This is a genomic window from Frankia sp. Allo2 (assembly GCF_000733325.1).
GTDB classification, from domain to species: domain Bacteria; phylum Actinomycetota; class Actinomycetes; order Frankiales; family Frankiaceae; genus Frankia; species Frankia casuarinae.
On sequence record NZ_JPHT01000009.1, the window covers coordinates 54,204 to 73,563 of the forward strand.

The following is a 19,360-nucleotide window of genomic DNA, read 5'->3' on the forward strand; positions in this document are numbered from 1 at the left end:
CGCAGCCCGTCCGCCGACGATGTGGGCACCCGTACCGGGGACGGCCTGCTCGGACTCCACCGCCTCCGCCTCGGCGGCTTCGGCATCCTCGGCCGCGTGCTCGGCTCGGATCGTCTCCCGCCGGGCACGTCTGGACGGATCAGTCATTGAGCCTTTCCGCGCAACGATCGATAGCTCTGCGTGAGCATCACGGACGGTAGGCGGTAGGGCGGTCCGAAGGGGGCGGTGCAAGAAGAAACGCGGGACCCCGGTAGAAGTCTGTTCCGACCAAAGACCAGCTTCAGGGAGTCCCGCGCGCGCCATGAGTGCGACATACACGGCCGTACTGCCGTTCCAGGACCACACGGTCGAGTTCGTCACCGGCCTGCTGGAAGCGGAACGTGTCCGCCGCGGCACCCGGAAGGGGACACGGAAGCTCACCAGTCGTGAGCAGGCGGTGCTCGTGCTGCGCTGGTTCGCCGACGCCACCCAGGTCGCCCAACTGATCGTCGACCATGGGATCAAGAAGTCGACCGGCTACGACTACCTCCACGAAGGGATCGCCGTGCTGGCCGAGCGCGCCCCGAAGCTGGAATCCGCCCTGCTCGCCGCGAAAGCCGCCGGTCACAGCCACGTCAGTGTCGATGGCACGCTGATCGAGACCGACCGGAACGCCACCCCGGGCCCGACCGCGGGAGTGGACCTGTGGTGGTCGGGCAAGCATGCCAATCACGGCGGGAACATCCAGGNCGTCACCNCGCCCNATGGCTGGCCGCTGTGGACTTCCGAGGTGCGCCCCGGCCGCGAACACGACACCACCGCGCTGCGCGCGCACCCGCAGATCTTGCCGGCGCTGGCGGTCTGGATCGCCGCAGGCCTGCCGGTCCTGGGCGATCTNGGCTACGAAGGCGAACGCGACACCGTGACCGTCGCGATCAAGAAGCCCAAGGGTGGCTGAAGCCCAAGGGTGGCTCGCTCACCGACGACCAGAAAGCATCCAACAAGGCGCACAACGCCCAACGGGCCGTCGGCGAACGCGGGAACTCGCTCTTGAAGATGACGTTCAAGGCGCTGCGCAACGTCAGCGTCTGCCCGTGGAAGATCGGGAAGATTGTCGCCGCCGCTCTCGTGCTCCTGCACATCGAGCATGATCGAACGACGTGATCACTAAACGTGACGATCGGTTACGCGGAAAGGCTCAATGGTCGTGTCGGCATCACACTGCCGGGCGAAACCGGCCGCGGCACCGTCCAACAGGCCGACGAAGGCCTCCCTCGCCCGCTCGAAATCGGTCCGCTCCCAGGCGTCCAGGGTTTCCCTGCCCATCGCGGTGAGCAACAGCAGCTGCGCGATCGCCGCGGGGTCGACGAACACCAACCGCTTCCACAGCTCGAACTGGAACGCCATCCTCGGGTCCGCGCTGATCCATCCGGCATGCGCCGTCAGGGACCGTACCCTGTCGGGTACAGCCCTGCGGTGGCCGTGGCCACGACGGCGCCGAGCGAGTGACCGACGAGGTGCAAGTGATCGATGCGGGCGTCCCGGGCCGCAGCGACGACTGGCCCTAGCCAAGGGGACATGCGGCAGGCTGTCACGATCAAGCGGAAGAAGGCCGGGCCTGGTGGGCATCACCGCGCTGGTGAGCACCACCACGCTGGTGGGCAGGGACAGCGTGCCGTCGAGAACCCCCGGCGGCCAGAAACTCTCGCTGAAGTATGGAAAGACGCGCGCCCCGTGCCCGACCGCGACCGACACCGCCATACTGAATGACAACACGTCCACGACGACGTGGATGTCGCTTGTTGGCGCAAGAACGGCAAGATCCTCAAGTCCCCAGCCAAAACGAAGGGAGAAGCGGCGCTGGCCCGCAAAGCCTGGTGCGTCAGAAGCCAACGGAATGCCTACTCAGCCGGTCATTCGTCGGTGTGCCTATTCGTCGTCCAGCTCCGCGGCGATCAGATCAGTGTGGACGAAGTCCTCACCCTTGAGCCGACGAGTGCCGACGAGTGCCGACGAGTCTACGATCACGCTGGCAACCCATGCTCATCGTAGAGATCCTCGATGCTCAGGCCGGGCGGGGGCACCGCGGCCGCTGTCTGACGACCCAGGGCAACGATGCGGGCCGCTCGCTGCTCACCTTCGTCGCGGTCGGCGCGCATCCGCTCCAGGCGTTCCCGGACAGCGACGAGCACGGCCGTCGTGACGGTCTCCCCCGTCAGCTCCGCAAGCTCGCGGCTCAGACGCTGGGCTTCCTCATTTTTGATGTTCAACACCGTCAAGGCTCCGTCCACCATGGAGGCGGGTCCTTCCACCAAGGTACCCGCCGTCCGTTGGGTCTTACCGGCTGAGACTCCGGCGCTCGGGATGCAACCGGCGATGTCGAGAACCCGCGACTGGCTCCGTCCCCGCGGTGAACGTGACCAAAATGGGTAGCACCAGCACCGAGGAGAAACACGATGGCTAAGTACTTGCTGCTCAAGCACTACCGCGGCGCTCCGGCTCCGGTCAACAACGTGCCCATGGACCAGTGGACCCCGGAGGAGATCTCGGCGCATATGCAGTACATGCACGACTTCGCGGCCCGGCTCGAGGGGACCGGCGAGTTCGTCGATGGCCAGGCGCTTGCCCCCGAGGGGACGTTCGTCCGGTACGACGGTGAGGGGCGCCCACCGGTCACCGACGGCCCGTTCGCCGAGACCAAGGATCTCATCGCCGGCTGGATGGTGATCGACGTCGACAGCTACGAGCGCGCCATCGAGCTGGCCGGGGACCTGTCGGCCGCCCCTGGGGCGGGCGGGAAGCCGATCCACGAGTGGCTCGAGGTGCGCCCGTTCCTGACCTCACCGCCCACCATCACAGAGTGACCTCTCAGATAAACGAGGCCCTGCTCCGGAGCCTCACCCCGAGCGTGCTAGGGATCCTCGTCCGCCGCGGAGCCGACTTCGCGGCGGCCGAGGACGCCATGCAGGACGCGCTGGTCGAGGCGGTCCGCGTCTGGCCGGCCGACCCGCCGCGGGACCCGAAGGGCTGGCTGGTCACCGTGGCCTGGCGCCGGTTCCTCGACGCGACCCGGGCGGACGCCGCCCGCCGCCGGCGTGAGGACCTCGTCAACGAGGAGCCGGCGCCCGGGCCCGCGCCCACGGTGGACGACACGCTCCAGCTCTACTTCCTGTGCGCCCACCCCTCGCTGACGCCGTCGTCCGCGGTCGCGCTCACGCTGCGCGCCGTCGGCGGGCTGACCACCCGCCAGATCGCCCAGGCCTACCTGGTGCCCGAGGCGACCATGGCGCAGCGCATCAGCCGTGCCAAGCGCACCATCTCCGGCGTGCGGTTCGGCCAGCCCGGCGACGTCGCCACCGTGCTGCGCGTCCTCTACTTGGTCTTCAACGAGGGCTACTCCGGCGACGTCGACCTTGCCGCCGAGTCCATCCGGCTCACCCGGCAGCTCGCGGCCGCGGTCGACCATCCCGAGGTGGCGGGGCTGCTCGCCCTCATGCTGCTCCACCACGCCCGGCGCGTCACCCGGACCGCGCCCAACGGCAGCCTGGTGCCGCTCGCCGAGCAGGACCGCAGCCGGTGGGACACTGAGCTGATCGCCGAGGGCGTCAAGATCCTGCAGGCGGCCCTCGCCCGCGACCGGCTGGGCGAGTTCCAGGCCCAGGCCGCCATCGCGGCACTCCACGCTGACGCGCCCACCGCCGAGGAGACTGACTGGGTCCAGATCGTCGAGTGGTACGACGAGCTCGCGCGTCTGACCGACAGCCCGGTCGTCCGGCTCAACCGCGCAGTGGCCGTCGGCGAGGCCGACGGACCGCGCGCCGGGCTGGCGGCGCTCGCGGCGCTGAACGACTCACTGCCCCGCCACGCCGCGGTGGCGGCGTACCTCCACGAGCGCGACGGCGACCTGGCGACGGCGGCACGGCTGTACGCCGAGGCGGCCCACAAGGCACCCAACCTCGCCGAGCGCGATTACCTGACGCGCCAGGCCGCCCGGCTCAACGCCCGCCGGTGTCGCTGACGGGTCGCGCTCGGATTTTCCCGCAGCACTTGGCGCGGCCCCGCGGCCAGGGCTGTCGCCTCACAGTGAGTTCGAATCTCATTACGGTGTGCGGTCGCCTGCATGCTGACGGACCGCGGCAGGATTCCTGTCGACAGCCTGCGCCACTTCGGCGCACTCGAAGTCGAATACGTNGCGCGGCACAAACACGGCCCGCTCGGTTGGCGGCCGCTACAGCGCCTCCGCCAGGCGTTCGGCGAGGAGGCGGGTGAATCGCGCGGGATCGCGCAGTTCTCCGCCTTCGGCGAGCAGCGCCATGCCGTACAGCAGCTCCGCGGTGTCGCCGAGGGCGGCGGAATCCGCGTCCCGTTCGTGTGCGGCGCGCAGGCCCATGACCAGCGCGTGCGTCGGGTTGAGTTCGAGGATGCGCTTGGGGCGTGGCATCTCGTGCCCCATCGCCCGGTACATCTTCTCCAGCGCGGGCGTCATGTCGAACGTGTCGCCGACGAGGCAGGCCGGCGACGTGGTGAGGCGGCTGGACAGCCGGACCTCCTTGACGTCGTCCTCAAGCTTGGCCGCCAGCCAGGGCAGTAGGGCGGCGAAGTCCTTGCGCAGCTGTTCCCGCTCGGCCTCGCTGCTCTTCTTCTCGTCGTCGGTGTCGAGGTCGACTTCGCCCTTCGCGATCGACTTCAGCGGCTTGCCGTCGAACTCCGCCACCCGTTCGACCCAGACCTCGTCAACCGGGTCGGTCAGGATCAGGACCTCGTAGCCCTTGGCCCGGAACGCCTCCATGTGCGGCGAGTTCTCGATCATTCCGCGCGAATNGCCGGTCAGGTAGTAGATCTCGTTCTGGGCGTCCTTCATACGCTCGATGTACTCGCGCAGCGTGGTCGGCCGATCGGCGTCGTGCGTCGAGTCCACCGAGACGAGGCCGAGGATCGCATCCTGGTTGTCGGCATCCTCGAGGAGGCCCTCCTTGAGGGCGGCGCCGAACTCCTTCCACAGCGTGCGGTAGCGCTCGGCGTCGTTCTCCTGAAGAGCCCTGATGGAGGCCAGTATCTTCTTGACCAGCCGGCGCCGCACAAGTTGGATCCGGCGGTCCTGCTGGAGGATCTCTCGGGAGATGTTGAGCGACAGGTCGTGCGTGTCGACGACGCCCCGGACGAAGCGCAGATAGTTCGGCAGGAGCTCCGCACAGTCATCCATGATGAACACGCGCTTCACATACAGCTGGACGCCGCGGCGTGCATCCCGGGTGAACAGGTCGAGCGGCGCTCGCGACGGGATGAACAACAGGGCCTCGTACTCGAACGTCCCCTCGCCCTTCATGTGGATGACCTCGAGCGGGCCGGTCCAGTCATGGCTGAGGTGCTGGTAGAACTGGTCGTACTCGGCCTTGTCGACCTCGCTCTGCGGCCGGGCCCACAGCGCCTTCATCGAGTTGAGCGGCCGGTCGCCGGCATTCTCGGCGCCGGCGCCGGACTCGGCTGTCCCGTCGTCGTTCGAGTCTCGGTCCTTCGCGGCGGGGGCCGACACCAGCCGGATGGGCCAGGCGATGAAGTCGGAGTACCGCTTGACGATCTCCCGGATCTTGTTCTCGTCGGTGTAGTCGTAGAGACGGTCCTCGCTGTCCTCGGGCTTCAGGTGGACCGTGACCGCGGTTCCCCGCGGCGCGTCGTCCACCGTCTCGATGACGTAGGTGCCCGCGCCGTCGGACTCCCACCGGGTGCCGCCGCTCTCACCGGCCTTCCCAGTCAGCAGGGTGACCTTGTCGGCCACCATGAAGGTGGAGTAGAAGCCGACGCCGAACTGCCCGATCAGATCGGATGACGCCGCGCCGTCCTCGGATTCCCGCAGCTTGCGCAGCAGCTCGGCCGTGCCGGACTTCGCGATGGTGCCGATGAGCCCGACGACCTCGTCGCGGGACATCCCGATGCCGTTGTCGCGGACGGTCAGAGTGCGAGCGTTGACGTCGGCCTCGATCTCGATGCGCAGGTCGGCGCTGTCGACCCGCGGGCCGTCCTTGACCAACGACGCGATGCGCAGCTTGTCCAGGGCATCGGACGCGTTAGAGATCAGCTCCCGCAGGAAGATGTCCTTGTTCGAGTAGATCGAATGGACCATCAGCTGCAGAAGCTGACGCGCCTCGGCCTGAAACTCCAGCGTCTCGACCCGGGTGCTCACGGGGCTCCTCCATGCGGACACGAGCAGACTGCACGACGGCTACCCGGTCCCGCGCGTGACGGCCAGCGCCCAGCGACGCCTCGGGCACGCAGCGGAACGGGCAGCCCGTATCATATCGGGCGTCCACGAACCTCCGCCGACGGACCAGCCGGTGGGCGGCCCGATGCTAGCCCTGCTGACGGCGCTTGAGGCGGAACGCAACCTGCAGTTCGGCGGGCAGCACCTCGGCCTCCCAGGGGTCGACCAGTTCCAAGCCCAGGCCGGTGAAGTCGCTGGTGTTGCGGGTAGCCAGGACGGCGTTGCGGGCTCGACAGATAGCCGCGATCTGGGCGTCGAAGCCGCTGATCGGAGTCCCGGCTTGTTCACGCTCGACCACGAGGCTGGCGTAGTGACGGGCCGCCGTGGCGCGAAGGGCAGGACTCTGTCCTGGAACGCCGAGAAGACATCGTCCGCGGCTGCCATCAGCAACTCANGGCGGCGACCGGATGGCAGTCGGACGAGGCTGTAACGGACCTCAGCCACGGTGATCGAGGTCGTGTTCAAGGCGTCACCGGGTCGGCTGGTTACCCACCTTACGACGCGGTCGGCTGGTGCTGCGCGCATGAGCTCGGAGATGACATTGGTATCGAGAACAATCATTCTGAGGGTGGCACCCGGTCACGCGAGCAGGTCCGCTGCCCGCGGTGCCTGTGCCCGCGCTGGCACAGGAGGGGCCGCTTGACCATGCTGGCCGCCAGGTCGAGGCGCCGGCGCATCCCGCCGGAGTACGTCTTCACCCGGCGGTCCCGGGCGTCGGCCAGGTCGAACTCGGCCAGCAGGTCGTCGACCCGGGACCGGACCACGCGCCTGGGCAGGTGGCGCAGCCGCGCCATCATCTCGAGGTTCTCCCGGCCGGTAAGCAGATCGTCGATCGCGGCGTACTGGCCAGTCAGGCTGATCGCGCCCTTGACGCCGACCGGGTCGCGAAGCAGATCACAGCCCGCGATCACGGCCGTCCCCGCGTCAGGGGCGACCAGGGTTGCCAGGATGCGCACCATCGTCGTCTTGCCCGCCCCGTTCGGACCGAGAAGCGCGAAGACGGAACCCTGCTCGATAGCCAGGTCGACGCCGTCGAGCACCGCCCGGCCATCGTAGGACTTGCGGATCCCGTCCGCGATTACTGTGTATGGCATACATGAAAGGTATGCGCCATATACAGTTGACGTCAAGCCGTATTCTCGCAGTCAAGGAGGGAGGTCGATGGTCAGCGAGAAGTCACCGCCGCTACCGCCGGGCCTCGACCTGCTCTGGGGCCGCCGCGAGCGTGGTCAGCGCGGGCCGCGGCCGGAGCTGTCGGTAGACGCGATCGTGGCGACGGCGACCCGGATCGCCGACGCCGAGGGCTTGGACGCGGTGTCGATGGCCCGCGTGGCGAAGGAGCTCGGCTACACGACGATGTCGCTCTACCGGCACTTGGCCACCAAGGACGAGCTGCTCCAGATGATGTGGAACGCCAGCGCCCAGGGCGCCGAAAGCCTCGTCATCGAGGGCGATGGTTGGCGGGCCCGGCTGCGAGCCTGGGTGATCGTCCAGCGCCAGATGATCGACCGCCATCCCTGGATCACCCAGATGCCGATGGCCGCGCCCCCGCTTGCGCCGAATTCGCTGACCTTCGTCGAAAAGGGGCTGGAGACCCTCGACGGCACCAGCCTGTCTGACGCCGACAAACTCCGCGTGATCGGCCTGCTCAGCTCGTACGCCCTCAGCGAGGCCCGAATGGCCCACAATGCCGCCCGGGCTGCCGCCCAGGCCCGGACGGCTGTGGCTCCTTGCGCTGGGGCTGGAGCTGACGCGGAGGCAGGGCCGGCTGGGGGCGACGCGCCGCCTGTCTGGGGCTTCGAGGCGTTGCTGCGCGAGCTCGTCGACGAGCGGACCTATCCGCGGCTGCACCGCATCGCCTGGGCGGGCGAGATCGGCGACGGCCCGGCGGGCTTCGAGGAGACCGAGGAGTTTCTCTTCGGCGTGGACCGGATCCTCGACGGCATCGCCGCTCTCATCGACCGAACCTCGGCAGCCGGCGGGACGTTGGGCATCGGCTCGAGCTGAGCGACCGCCGCGGTGATGACATCATCCCGCGCGGCGGCTACCCGGCCCTCTCCAAGCGACGGCGGAGGCCCAGGTCAAGGCGGACCTCAACGATCTCGCGATCAGCAGCCCGCATCGGCGAGCTCGTCGAGGTCCTCGGCGACCCCGGCCATCCGGAACACGACGAACGCCTGGAATGGCTGGGCCTGCGGGACGCAGACGAGTTCGACCCGGTCGAGTTCGACGCCGAAGACGTGAACAAGGCGCTGTCGACCATCCGATAACACCTCGGTCGGCAGGTTGACGCATCCCCGGCACCGGCGGCGCCGCGGCGTCGCCGGCCCACGTGACGCACAGACGCCTGGACGACACCTCGTTGCCAGACCCGTACCGTCGGTAGATTCTTGGTCACCTCACCGCCTCACCACCTCACCGCACCGCCTGGAATTCGGGGGAACTACATGCCACCGGACCCGACAGACGTCACTCATCCCGCCTTTCTCGCCAACTATCTTGCTAGCCTTCCCCGGCCGGAACACGTACATGGCGACCCGGCCCGCAGTGNCCGCGAGGACGACTTCGACGGTCACCACGTCGTCATCACGACCACCTACGAGATCACCGTCGACGGCCAACCATTGAACGTCCACATTGGGGNTTCCAACGACGGCACGGCACACTGCCACGGCCTGCCCAACTATCAGATCCCCTCGGTCGTCGACCTGGTACGCCTGATCATCACCGCCTTCCCCGAGGAGTTCTCCCCCGGGGCCTCTGGCGACGACCATGGCCCGCACGGCGATCCGGGCGAGCACCATCACCACGACGCCCACGACGAGCTCCCGGAAGGGGCATGACATGGCGGTCGTCCGGCGCGACATCCTTCTCGACGACGACGCGAGAAAGGCCTATATCCGCGGAATCAAGCTCCTCAAACACGAACCTACGACGCTGCGCACGAATCAGTTCGGCATCCCCGGTCCGAGCCGACCGGTACGGACCTACGACCTGTTCGTCATCTGGCATGTCATCGCGATGAACACCCCCGTCCCCCCGGGAGGGTCACCGAGCAACCGCAACGCCGCGCACGCCGGCCCCGTCTTCCTGCCCTGGCACCGGGTCATGCTTGGCTGGCTGGAAGTGCACCTCCAGCGCGTTCTCGGCGACCCGAACTTCGGGCTGCCCTACTGGGACTGGGCGCGCGACGGGACACCCTCCGCCCCCGCCACGGCGCCGAACCCCGCTGCTTCGGCACTGTGGCGGAACACCCCGGACGGTTTCGGGGGCCAGGGCACCCCGATCCCCGGCGGTGCGTTCTTCTTCGACCCCGCCGACCCGACCAGCTTCCGGGTACGGATCTCCACCAGCAGCAGCGGCGCGCTCCAGCAGGTCGCCGAACGCGGCGTGCGGCGTAGATTCGGCAGCGCCACGTTCGGATCGTCGATCCTGCCGAGCAACGCCGATATCACCGCAGCCTTCGACACCGTCGCCGATCCGACACTCGCGAGCTACGACGAGGCTCCCTTCAACGTGAGTTCGCGGGGGTTCCGCAACCGTCTCGAAGGCTTCATCGGCACCGGACTGCACAACCAGGTCCACCGCTGGGTTGGCGGGGGCAGGGACATGTCGCTGGCGTCGTCCCCCAACGACCCGGTCTTCTTCGTGCACCACTGCAACGTCGACCGTGTCTGGGAGGGTTGGATGCGGCGTCACGGCCGCGTGTACCAGCCGGACATGACCGCCCCGGCAAGCCTCCTCGGCCATCGGATCGACGACCCGCTGGTCTCCCCGTTCGCCCCGTCGAGCACGTCGAGCACGCCGAGCACCCCGGCGACCCCCCGCAGCGTGCTCGACATGACCGACACCTACACCTACGACGTCCTGCCCTGAAACATCTCCTGTTGGCTGACGAGCAGGTCCCGGGGATTCACCGAGGACGGCTTCGGTCCATCCGCATCCATTGCATCCGGCCGCATCCGGCTGCCCGCGGCCTTTCCGCGGGCAGCCGCGGATAAGGGCTGGGCCTACCCGACTGGCGGCAGCTGTCCAGCTGCCGCGCCCACCGCGGACACGGGAGCCGCGGCCGGCCTGGTGGCGATGACGACGGTGGCGTTCAGGTCGGCGGAACTGGCGACCGTGGGGATCAGACCGGCCTGGGCGCTGGCTTCGACGATCGATGCCGCCTGCCGCTCGCCGGTCTCGACCAGCAGGTGACCGCCCGGGGCCAGCCNCCGCGGCGCCTCGGCGGCCACCCGCCGCAGAACATCGAGCCCGTCCGCCCCGCCGTCGAGCGCCACCCGCGGCTCGTGCTCGCGAGCCTCCGGCGGCATCAGCTCGATCGCGTCGGTGGGTACATAGGGGGCGTTCGCGGCCAGCAGGTCCACGTGGCCCCGTAGGACGGCTGGCAGCGGCTCGTAAAGATCACCATCGTAGACCTGGCCACCGGCGGAGGCGAGGTTGCGGCGGGCGCACCGCACCGCGGCCGGTTCGATGTCGGCGGCGTGTACTTCGATCCCGGGCAGGGCTGCCACCAGCGCGACCCCCATCGCCCCCGAGCCACAGCACAGATCGACGACAGTGACCGGCCGGGACCGGCCGGCAACCCGTTCGACCGCCTGATCGACAAGGAACTCCGTGCGGCGGCGGGGCACGAAGACCCCGGGGTCCACGGCTATCCGCAGGCCGTGGAACTCCGCCCAGCCGAGCACGTGTTCCAGGGGCAGACCGGCGACGCGCCGCCGCACCATCGCGGCGAGTTCGCCCGGGGTCNGGGCCGCATTGACGAGCAGCCGTGCCTCGTCCTCGGCGAAGACGCAGCCGGCGGCCCGCAGCCGCGTGACGACGACGGACCGCGGCAGGGACGAAAACGGTGAGGAAGACGGACGAGAAGAGGAGGGAAAGGACGGACGAGAAGGGGAGAGAAAGGAAGGAGAAGGGCCGGATGTCGACACGGGAAGCCTTTCGGGATGCCGAAGGGCACCCTCCCGATCGCCTACCTCGAGCGAACCGCGCGACCGCGGGAGGAGAGCACCCACCCTGACACAGCGGAAATGGGTCTCACCCCCTCAAGACGATCACCTGTGGTGACGGCCATCTTACCCGAGCTATCTGATCCGGATCGCCGCGGGCCCAGGGCGCCGGCCAGCACGACCGAGGTGATGAACCAGANCNCCNCCCCCTTCGCCGCCTAGCGCGCGCCCGCCACGTCTCCGGGCCCGTTTCCGGCGAAGGTGAACAGGTCAGTCGGGCTGCGACGGACCGGGCAGGACGAGACGGAACGTCGCCCCGCCGCCCGGGGTCGGCCGGTACTCGACCCGCCCGCCGTGCGCGGTGGCGACGGCGTCGACGATGGACAGGCCCAGACCGGTCCCGCCGGCGTCCCGGGACCGCCCGGCATCGGCCCGGAAGAAGCGTTCGAAGAGGTGGGCCACGGCATCCTCGGGGACGCCCGGGCCGTGGTCGACCACCGAGACCACGATCCCGTCGGTGGGACCATCGCCCGTCGGCCCCGGGGAGCCGGCTTCGAGGGGGCCCACGGAGACGGAGATCCCGGCGTCGGGCGGGGTGTGGACGACGGCGTTGCGGACGAGGTTNCCGACGGCCTGCCGCAGCCGGCCCTCATCGCCGAGCACCTCGAGGATCGGCGGCACGTCGACCTCGATCGTCCGTCCCGGGCTCACCACACGGGCGTCGGTGACGATGTCACGGACCATCGCCGCGACGTCGACCGGCTGGCGCTCCAGCACCGGTCGCTGGTCCAGCCGGGCGAGCAGCAGCAGGTCATCCACCAGCTCGCTCATGCGCGCGGACTCCTCCTCGATGCGGCGCATGACCATCGCCAGGTCCTCGGGCCGCTCCGCGGCGCCGCGGTGGAACATCTCGGCGTACCCGCGGATCGATGTCAACGGGGTCCGCAGCTCGTGGCTCGCGTCCCCGACGAAGCGGCGCAGACGCCCTTCGGAGACCTCACGCGCCCGGAACGCCGCCTCGATCCGGGTGAGCATCGCGTTGAAGGCGAGCCCGAGCCGACCCACCTCGGTCCGGCGGTCCGCGTCGGCGACCCGCCTGGTCAGGTCGCCGTGGGCGATCAGGTCCGCGGTCTGCTCGATCCGGGTCAGGGGACGCAGCCCAAGCCGGATGATGACGTATGCCAGCACGGCCAGCGCGGCCGTGACCACCGAGGTCGCCACGACCTCGATCCTGGTGACCCGGTCAAGGGTGGCGTTCACCTCNGCGAAGGGCACGGCGACGATCAGCACATACCCGTTGTCGAAGCGCTCCGCGAGCATCCTGAACCGGCCGCCATGGTCCTCGGCGCCCACCGTGCACAGCGGGACGGTCGCGAGGTCCGGATGCAGCCGGGCGGTGGCGAGCAGGCGTGCCGACACCGCCGGACGCTGCGTCGGCGCCGCCGGGCCACCCGGACCACCCGGGCCACCCGGGCCGGGGCTGGCCTCGGCGAGCCGGCGGCCGGCGCCGTCGTACAACGCGCCGTAGGTGCCCACCAGGAACGTGGTGCCGAAACCTGGGTAGTGGTCATCCCCGTCCCCGTCCCCGCCGGCCCGCAGGAGCAACTGCTCCATCAGCGGATGGGCGTCCCGGACCTGCTGGTCCAGCCGGCCACGCAGGTAGGCCCCCAGAGCCCCTCGCGTGCCGACGGCGCCGAGAGCCATCCCGACGGCCAGCANGCCCACCAGGGCCAGCAGCAGCCGGGCCCGCAGGGACAGGACCGGCCGGCTCAACGCNGCAGGCGCAGCACGTAGCCGACGCCGCGCACCGTGTGGATCAGCGGGGGTGGCACGTCGTCGATCTTGCGCCGCAGATAGCTGACGTAGGTCTCCAGGACCCGCGCGTCACCGCCGAAGTCATGTCCCCAGACGTGGTCGAGGAGTTGGGCCCGGGTGAGCACCTTGCGGGCGTTCGCGAGCAGGTAGTGCAGCAGGCGATACTCGGTGGCGGTGAGGTCGACGTGCCGCCCGGCGCGCCGCACCTCGCGGGTCTCCGGGTCGAGCTCGAGATCGGCGAAACGCAGCGGCGTGGGCGCGCCGTCGGCGGCCCCGGCCCGGCGCAGGATCGCCCGGACCCGGGCGATCAGCTCGCTGACCGCGAACGGTTTCGTCACGTAGTCGTCCCCGCCGAGGGTCAGTCCGTGCACCTTGTCCTCGGTGGCGTCCCGGGCCGTCAGGAACAGGGTGGGCACGCCCTGCCCCGATCGCCGCAGCCGCTCGCAGACCGCGAACCCGTCGATGTCGGGGAGCATGACGTCCAGCACGAGCAGGTCCGGCGGGGACAGGGCGGCCTGTGTCAACGCCGCCTGCCCGGAGTGCGCGGCGCGTACGTCGAAGCCCTCGTAGCGCAGTGCCATGGTCACGAGGTCGGTGATCGCCTCCTCGTCGTCGACGACGAGGACCCTGATCGGACGGTCCACCCACCCAGTCTCGTCCTGCTCGCCGGGAAGACCGGTCATCGGGATCCGGCGGACGCGGAACGGGACCCGTCCGATGCGGGGGGTGATGCGGGGGGTGCGGACGCGGCGGCGGCCACCTGGCCGGGGAATCCCCCCGAATGGTCCAGCCGACCGACGGCGTCGACGATCAGCCAGGCCCATCCCTCCCGAGCAAGATCGACAAGCAGGGTCCACGCGTCCCGGCCGGCGGCGAGGGCGGCCGTGGCGTAGGCGTCCGCCAGGGTGAGGTCCGGTCCAACGAGGGTGACCGCGACGAGCTCGGTCGCCGGGATGCCGGTGCGCGGGTCGATCACGTGCGCGCCCCGCTCCAACACCCCCGAGGTGGCGACGGCCAGCTCGGTGCCCTCGACCACCGCGACGAGTCGGCTCCGGTCGAAGGGATCCGACNCCCCCNCCCGCCAGGGTCGCCCCGGCGCCGAGGCGACTCCCCTGGCCCGCAGGTCCCCCGCCGCATTGACGCAGTGGTCCGCGGCTCCGGCGTCAGTCAGCACCCGGGAGGCCGCCTCGGCCGCCCAGCCCTTGACCAGACCGGTGGGGTCCAGCGTGCCGTCGCCCCGCCACGCCGGGTCGAACCTGCCGCCGGTCCGCTCCCGGCAGGCGCGGGCCACCCGGTAGACCTCGCGGACGTGGTCGGGACAGGCACCGAGGTCGACCTCGCCGCGCCGGATTCGAGAGACCCAGGACCCGGGCAGGAACGTGCTGAAATCCTCGTCCGCCCGGTGCAGGACCGCAGCCGCCGCCTCGATCGCCGCCGCCAGATCCGCTGGGGCGAGCGGGGTGCGGACGTCGATGCTGACGACGGTGCCCATCACCGGTTCGGCGCGGACCCGTCCGGGCCGAACCGGCACCGGCCCGCCCGACACCGGCAGGCTAGGCACCGGCCTTGTCCAGGGCGGACTGGACGGACCACGCGTACCCGTTGCTGGTGTACGAGGCGCCGGAGACGGTGTCGATCCGGGCGTTCTGGGCGTCGAGCNCCTCCTGGCGCAGGATCGGCACGGCCCGTTCGTTGATCTCGATGTCCCGCCGCTCCCGGTCCGGCATCTGCAGGACAACCACATCGGTGATCTTCTTCCCGACCAGGACAAGCTGGACCTGCACCGGCCCGTAGCGGGTATCGATGGCGTCCCCGGTCACCGTCCGGGTGGTAACCGTTCCGGCGGAGCCCGAACCTGTGGACCCCGCGGTGGCGGAGAAGGACGGGGCCGGTGTGCCCGCCGACGCGGAGGGCTGAGCGGGCTGAGCGGAGGGCTGAGGGGTCGCCCCGGCGGAGGGCTGAGGGGTCGCCCCGGCGGCGGTCGGCGACGCGGCGAGTGCCACCAGCCGCTCCCCGTGTCCGGTCGCGGCCTTCGCACCGACCACGAGGATGGCGGCTCCCATCAGCGCCACGAAACCGAGCCTTCCCCGGTAGGGTTTTTCGGCGTTGTCGTTGTTGTCGTTGTTGTCGTTCAACGGAGATCGAACTCCTCGGTGTGAATCTGGTCACGGGAAACGCCGAGACCGCGAAGCGCCCGGACGACCGTGGTGGTCATCCCACGAGGGCCACAGACGAAGACGTCGCGGTCGGCGGCGTCCGGGATGGCGGCATCGAGGAAGCGGGCCTCCAGCGGGTCGTATCCGAGCTCACGCCGGGNACCGATCACCCGGTGGACGATCATTCGACTGCTCTCGGCGAGCGCCTCAAACTCCCGTCCCAGCGCGAGATCGCTCGGCCGGCTCACCCGGTGCACAACCACGACGTCGTCGCCACGACCGGCAAGATCCTCTGCCAGCGCCCGAACCGGTCCGATTCCGCTGCCCCCGCCGACGAGCAGCGCCCGGCCCCGGTGGGCCCGCGCGGCGGTGAAATGTCCGAAGGGACCTTCCGCCACGACCGGTGTGCCCGGTCGCAGCAGGGCGACCGCCCGGGAGTGGTCGCCGGCGGCCTTGACCGTGATACGCAGCTGATGCGCTGTCGGCGGGGCCGACAGCGAGTAGGGGNGCGCGGTCACGAGATGCCCGNGGGNGGCNAACCGCCACAGCAGGAACTGCCCCGGACGCGCACCGAGCCGGTGCAGGTCGTGACCGCGGATCCACACCGAGACGACGCCGGGTGCCTCCTCCACCACCCGATCGACCGTCATCCGGTGCCGGGCCACGGCCGCGATCGGCAGGATCAGGCGCCAGACGACGAGACAGGCGGCGACGGAGACGTACATCGCGGTCCACAGCAGCCGGTTAACCGGGTGACCGACGAAGTCCCCACCGGTCTCCGTCTGGTGGAAGAAGACCAGGAACACGGCGAGGTAGGTGGTGAGATGCAGCGCGTACCAGACTTCGTACGAGATGCGCGGCCGGGCCGCCCGGGCACTCGCGACCCCGACGGCCACGAACAGCAGGGTGCCGACGGTGGCCTTCCACATCTCCGGGTATGNCATGATCACCGTGACGAGCTCGGCGAGCGGCTGATGATGCCCGGCCAAGCCGTAACCCCACACCGTCAGCAGGATGTGGACGACGATGAGCAGGATGACGTTCGTGCCCAGGCCGCGGTGCCACGCGGCCAGCCGGTCGAGACCGACGGCGCGTTCGAAGGCCGGTATCCGTGCCATGAGCAGCAGTTGCACGAGCACCAGATAGGCCGCCAGCAGGCCGCAGACCCGACCGACCGCGGTCATGGCGGGCCCGGCGCCGTGGACGCTGGACGCGGAGGTGTCGAACCACCACAGGGCCACCACGGCGATCCCCCAGGCCACCAGGGCGAGACGCACCACGAGGTGGGGAGACCATCGGGCCGGGTGCCGCGTCGAACTCATGGGACGGACGATGTCCGGAGAGGCTGTGGACTACCTGAGAGAAGCCTCGGAACTTGCCGGGACTTCCCCGGAGCCGTCACGGGCCGGGGGCCACGCCAACCCGCAGGCGGGAGTCACCAGCAGCCACGAGTGGACCGGCTCAGGACGCCCGGGCGTGCTTACGAGCGTTAGCGGCATGCCGCAGGTCGCCACTCCCGCAGTATCCGTACTCGACCCGTCGCCGCCACACGGTCAGCCGGCAGCGGTCCGCCTCGATCGTCCAGGTACGGCGTTCGACCCGATCCTCGATCTGCACGGGCCGCGAGGTCACCGGCTCGTTCGCGCGCAGATGAGCCCAGTTGTGCGCCGCCTCCCATTCCGGGAAGGTGGCCACCAGTTCGCCATCGCCGTCATAAACCTGGAATTGGCGAGTCGTCATTGTCGCGCCTTTCGGTGATTGTCCGATAATGATGATCGTGGATCTGCCCGCCGGAGCCGCCGCGGAAGAAATCCCCTCCGCGCACAGCCGCGCGACGCACAGCCGCGCGACGGAGAGCCGCACGACGGAGAGCCGCGCGACGGGGACAGCGCGGCGGACAACGGCGAGATGGCCGGCTCCGGGCGAGGATCGTCATCCACTCAGCCGGAACCGGCGGTTGACGGTTGACGCCTGAGGGGTGACGCCTGACAGCCGCCGGCGTCGACACATGCGGGACCGGCGACGCGGCCGCCGGGCATGGAGGCACCACAGGTGCGGGGCGCCGTGTCTCGGCGCGGTCTCCCTACCGACATCCCGGACCCTGCGCGATGACCATCGACGTCTCCCCGCAACCAGCTCTGCCCCACACTCTCACCTTGAGGTGCATCATCGCTACTCAAGGTAAGCATGACCCCTGCACGCCTCTTCTGCAAGAGCTTCTGTAAGAGTTTCGCTACCCAGCGATGCGCGCCCTGGGTGAGGAGTGGCGAACAAGTGGCAGGATGCATCCATCACCCCGAAGAGCCCGAAGGACGAGCGATGGCCACGAGCGGCGGTCCGACCGTGCGGCGAAGGCGCCTGGGCGCCGAGTTACGACGACTTCGCGAGGGGGCGGGCATCTCCGTCGACGAGGTCTGCCAACTGCTGCGCTGTTCGGTTTCCAAGGTCAGTCGGATGGAGAACGGCCGCGTGCCGGTCCGCACCCGGGACGTGTCCGACCTGCTGGCTCTCTACGGCGTGACCGACGACGAACGCCGGGACGCGTTGCTGGCCCTGGCCCGCGAGTCCCGGCGCCACGGCTGGTGGCACACCTACCACGACGTGGTCCCCGCCTGGTTCGAGATCTATATCGGCCTGGAGGGCGACGCCGCCTCGATCTCGGTCTACGAATCGCAGCTCGTCCATGGGCTGCTGCAGACCAGCGACTACGCCCGGCCCGTCATCCGGGCCGACGATCCGGAGGTGAGCGAGGACGAGGTCGAACGCAAGATCGCGCTCAGGCTGGACCGGCAGCGCCGGCTCACCGCCGCCGATCATCCTCGCCTCTGGGTGATTCTGGACGAGGCGGTCCTACGCCGGACAATCGGCGGCAGAGCCGTCATGCGAAGCCAACTTGAGTTCCTCGCCAAACAGTCCGAGCTGCCGAACGTGACAATTCAGGTACTTCCCTTCTCCGTGGGCGCGCATGCCAGCCTGGGAAGCACATTCTCGATACTCGGATTCCCCGAGTCGGGAGACAACGAAGTGGTCTATATAGAGGAAGCGGCCGGAAGTCTCTATATTGAGCGCCCCTCCGAAGTCAGGCGCTATAGAGTGAAGCTGGATCATCTTCTGGCGGCAGCCCTGCGGCCGGAAGAGTCCATCCAGATGATACTCTCGGTCGCAGAGGAAATGAAATGATCAGATATATGAAGCCGATCACCGACAATGCCATCGAGGCGGCTTGGCGCAAGAGCAGCTACAGCAACGGCGCGGGCGGTATGTGTGTGGAGGTCGCGGCGCTCGGCGGGGGCGTCGCCGTCCGTGACTCGAAGAACCCGACCGGGCCGGTGCTCGCCTTCTCGGCGGCCGAGTGGGACGCGTTCCTGGCCGGCGCGCGGGACGGCGAGTTCGACCGGAGCCGGATCATCCCGGGCTGAACCACCACCCAGCCCTGATCCGGGGGAATGGGGTGGGATGTCCTGTTCCCACCGAAAAATCCCATCGGAAAAAGCGAGATCGCCGCTGGTCGGCCTCGGCCCGGTTCCGGTCGCTCCGGCACGTCGCGACCGGAACCGGGCCGTCCGCTTTCGGCTCTCCCCCACGGTTCGATGCGCATCGCTCCGGTGACCGTAACCCCGCCGATCACGCCGGTAACCGGGTGATCCTCGGTCAACCCCTACCCGGGCCGGGATGCCCGGGCCAGGATGCACCGCCCTGGTGTTTCAGGCCCTGGTGTTTCAGAGCGGGACCGGCGCCGGGCCGGACCCGCCATGCGGAGACGATTCGATCAACGGCATCGTTCCATCGGCCTGGGGGCCGAGATACCTGTTCAGGAAGTCTCGCCACGAGCCGGTTGGCTCTTGCGCAATGCCTCCCGGTCGCGCACTCTTGTAGATGTTCGGTCGAGCTTCGTTGCCTGGACGTTCGTCTTGTCGCGGTTGTTACATGATTGTAACGTGATGTGGATACGGCAGCGCGTCACTCGCCGCGAGGCGATCGGGTGACAAGGCTCCTGCGGTCTCCCGTCACAGCCCGGCAGGTCGGCGTCTGGCCACCTTGCACCCGACCGGAACAGGCCACGCGGGCGTCAAGCGCCCGCCCAACGCGGAGGAGGGCAGTCGTTGTGACCATATGTGATAATACGGCTACCCGCGTGCGGCGCCATAACGCACCTGCCCGGATCCTCGGTCAGCCGGGGCGGGCGGAGCGCAGAG

General features: G+C 69.4%; 20 protein-coding genes and 3 pseudogenes. 8 read left to right on the forward strand and 15 right to left on the reverse strand.

The window, feature by feature from the left end; genetic code table 11:
- The first annotated feature begins 301 nt into the window (after positions 1 to 301).
- Positions 302 to 1,143 (forward strand): annotated as a pseudogene (locus tag ALLO2_RS08845) (transposase family protein).
- Between the two features lie 3 nt (positions 1,144 to 1,146).
- Here ALLO2_RS08845 and ALLO2_RS25525 read toward each other — a convergent pair.
- On the reverse strand, positions 1,147 to 1,386 hold the full coding sequence (locus tag ALLO2_RS25525; RefSeq protein ID WP_023840133.1) for a hypothetical protein: 240 nt from the start codon (positions 1,384 to 1,386) through the stop codon (positions 1,147 to 1,149).
- A 617-nt stretch (positions 1,387 to 2,003) separates the two neighbouring features.
- Positions 2,004 to 2,273, reverse strand: a complete 270-nt coding sequence (locus tag ALLO2_RS08855; protein ID WP_011434714.1) for a type II toxin-antitoxin system VapB family antitoxin — start codon at positions 2,271 to 2,273, stop codon at positions 2,004 to 2,006.
- 162 nt (positions 2,274 to 2,435) lie between these two features.
- Between ALLO2_RS08855 and ALLO2_RS08860 the strand changes: the two genes are divergently transcribed.
- Together ALLO2_RS08860 and ALLO2_RS08865 are read left to right on the forward strand one after the other, a co-directional pair.
- Positions 2,436 to 2,843 (forward strand): YciI family protein, encoded by a 408-nt coding sequence (locus tag ALLO2_RS08860; protein WP_011434713.1) that lies wholly within the window; start codon positions 2,436 to 2,438, stop codon positions 2,841 to 2,843.
- A gap of 8 nt (positions 2,844 to 2,851) precedes the next feature.
- Complete coding sequence (locus tag ALLO2_RS08865) at positions 2,852 to 3,997, forward strand: RNA polymerase sigma factor (RefSeq protein ID WP_035731191.1); 1,146 nt, start codon at positions 2,852 to 2,854, stop codon at positions 3,995 to 3,997.
- A 99-nt stretch (positions 3,998 to 4,096) separates the two neighbouring features.
- On the opposite strand, the pseudogene ALLO2_RS28140 reads toward ALLO2_RS08865, so the two are convergent.
- From ALLO2_RS28140 to ALLO2_RS08880, 5 genes and pseudogenes are all read right to left on the reverse strand, one after another.
- Positions 4,097 to 4,201, reverse strand: a pseudogene (locus tag ALLO2_RS28140) (RNA polymerase subunit sigma-24); the annotation flags it as partial.
- Between the two features lie 6 nt (positions 4,202 to 4,207).
- Positions 4,208 to 6,160 (reverse strand): molecular chaperone HtpG, encoded by a 1,953-nt coding sequence (htpG, locus tag ALLO2_RS08870; RefSeq protein WP_035731095.1) that lies wholly within the window; start codon positions 6,158 to 6,160, stop codon positions 4,208 to 4,210.
- A 166-nt stretch (positions 6,161 to 6,326) separates the two neighbouring features.
- Positions 6,327 to 6,536, reverse strand: a complete 210-nt coding sequence (locus ALLO2_RS26300; RefSeq protein WP_023840136.1) for a hypothetical protein — start codon at positions 6,534 to 6,536, stop codon at positions 6,327 to 6,329.
- 146 nt (positions 6,537 to 6,682) lie between these two features.
- Positions 6,683 to 6,799, reverse strand: a pseudogene (locus ALLO2_RS28145) (VapC toxin family PIN domain ribonuclease); the annotation flags it as partial.
- On the reverse strand, positions 6,796 to 7,332 hold the full coding sequence (locus ALLO2_RS08880; RefSeq protein ID WP_011434710.1) for an ABC transporter ATP-binding protein: 537 nt from the start codon (positions 7,330 to 7,332) through the stop codon (positions 6,796 to 6,798). The gene ALLO2_RS08880 and the pseudogene ALLO2_RS28145, both read right to left, overlap by 4 nt.
- A 67-nt stretch (positions 7,333 to 7,399) precedes the next feature.
- Here ALLO2_RS08880 and ALLO2_RS08885 point away from each other — a divergent pair, with 67 nt between their 5' ends.
- Complete coding sequence (locus ALLO2_RS08885; RefSeq protein WP_011434709.1) at positions 7,400 to 8,245, forward strand: TetR/AcrR family transcriptional regulator; 846 nt, start codon at positions 7,400 to 7,402, stop codon at positions 8,243 to 8,245.
- Between the two features lie 101 nt (positions 8,246 to 8,346).
- On the opposite strand, the gene ALLO2_RS25530 is transcribed toward ALLO2_RS08885, so the two are convergent.
- Entirely contained in the window at positions 8,347 to 8,511 is a 165-nt protein-coding gene (locus tag ALLO2_RS25530) for a hypothetical protein (protein WP_011434708.1), read from the reverse strand.
- 174 nt (positions 8,512 to 8,685) lie between these two features.
- On the opposite strand from ALLO2_RS25530, the gene ALLO2_RS08890 reads away from it, so the two are divergent.
- Positions 8,686 to 9,081, forward strand: coding sequence for a hypothetical protein (locus tag ALLO2_RS08890; protein WP_035731097.1), 396 nt, complete (start codon positions 8,686 to 8,688; stop codon positions 9,079 to 9,081).
- Position 9,082: 1 nt separating this feature from the next.
- Complete coding sequence (locus ALLO2_RS08895; protein WP_023840138.1) at positions 9,083 to 10,114, forward strand: tyrosinase family protein; 1,032 nt, start codon at positions 9,083 to 9,085, stop codon at positions 10,112 to 10,114.
- Positions 10,115 to 10,248: 134 nt separating this feature from the next.
- Here ALLO2_RS08895 and ALLO2_RS08900 read toward each other — a convergent pair whose 3' ends face one another.
- From ALLO2_RS08900 to ALLO2_RS08930, 7 genes are all read right to left on the reverse strand, one after another.
- Complete coding sequence (locus ALLO2_RS08900) at positions 10,249 to 11,175, reverse strand: putative protein N(5)-glutamine methyltransferase (protein WP_232234981.1); 927 nt, start codon at positions 11,173 to 11,175, stop codon at positions 10,249 to 10,251.
- A gap of 288 nt (positions 11,176 to 11,463) precedes the next feature.
- Positions 11,464 to 12,897, reverse strand: coding sequence for a cell wall metabolism sensor histidine kinase WalK (locus ALLO2_RS08905; RefSeq protein WP_232234996.1), 1,434 nt, complete (start codon positions 12,895 to 12,897; stop codon positions 11,464 to 11,466).
- A gap of 65 nt (positions 12,898 to 12,962) precedes the next feature.
- Positions 12,963 to 13,691 (reverse strand): response regulator transcription factor, encoded by a 729-nt coding sequence (locus ALLO2_RS08910; protein WP_051875022.1) that lies wholly within the window; start codon positions 13,689 to 13,691, stop codon positions 12,963 to 12,965.
- Positions 13,688 to 14,569 (reverse strand): FAD:protein FMN transferase, encoded by an 882-nt coding sequence (locus tag ALLO2_RS08915; RefSeq protein WP_035731100.1) that lies wholly within the window; start codon positions 14,567 to 14,569, stop codon positions 13,688 to 13,690. Before ALLO2_RS08915 ends, ALLO2_RS08910 begins: the two co-directional genes overlap by 4 nt.
- Positions 14,562 to 15,143 (reverse strand): FMN-binding protein, encoded by a 582-nt coding sequence (locus ALLO2_RS27060; protein WP_369808135.1) that lies wholly within the window; start codon positions 15,141 to 15,143, stop codon positions 14,562 to 14,564. Before ALLO2_RS27060 ends, ALLO2_RS08915 begins: the two co-directional genes overlap by 8 nt.
- Positions 15,140 to 16,486 carry a ferric reductase-like transmembrane domain-containing protein gene (locus ALLO2_RS08925; RefSeq protein WP_035731102.1) on the reverse strand — a complete coding sequence of 449 codons (1,347 nt, stop codon included), beginning with the start codon at positions 16,484 to 16,486 and terminating at the stop codon, positions 15,140 to 15,142. Before ALLO2_RS08925 ends, ALLO2_RS27060 begins: the two co-directional genes overlap by 4 nt.
- A 139-nt stretch (positions 16,487 to 16,625) precedes the next feature.
- Positions 16,626 to 16,904 (reverse strand): hypothetical protein, encoded by a 279-nt coding sequence (locus tag ALLO2_RS08930; protein WP_011434699.1) that lies wholly within the window; start codon positions 16,902 to 16,904, stop codon positions 16,626 to 16,628.
- A 579-nt stretch (positions 16,905 to 17,483) separates the two neighbouring features.
- Here ALLO2_RS08930 and ALLO2_RS08935 point away from each other — a divergent pair.
- Positions 17,484 to 18,344, forward strand: a complete 861-nt coding sequence (locus ALLO2_RS08935) for a helix-turn-helix transcriptional regulator (RefSeq protein ID WP_023840143.1) — start codon at positions 17,484 to 17,486, stop codon at positions 18,342 to 18,344.
- Positions 18,341 to 18,583: a DUF397 domain-containing protein gene (locus tag ALLO2_RS08940; protein WP_011434697.1), complete on the forward strand. Its 243-nt coding sequence runs from the start codon at positions 18,341 to 18,343 to the stop codon at positions 18,581 to 18,583. Before ALLO2_RS08935 ends, ALLO2_RS08940 begins: the two co-directional genes overlap by 4 nt.
- The last annotated feature ends 777 nt before the right edge of the window (positions 18,584 to 19,360 follow it).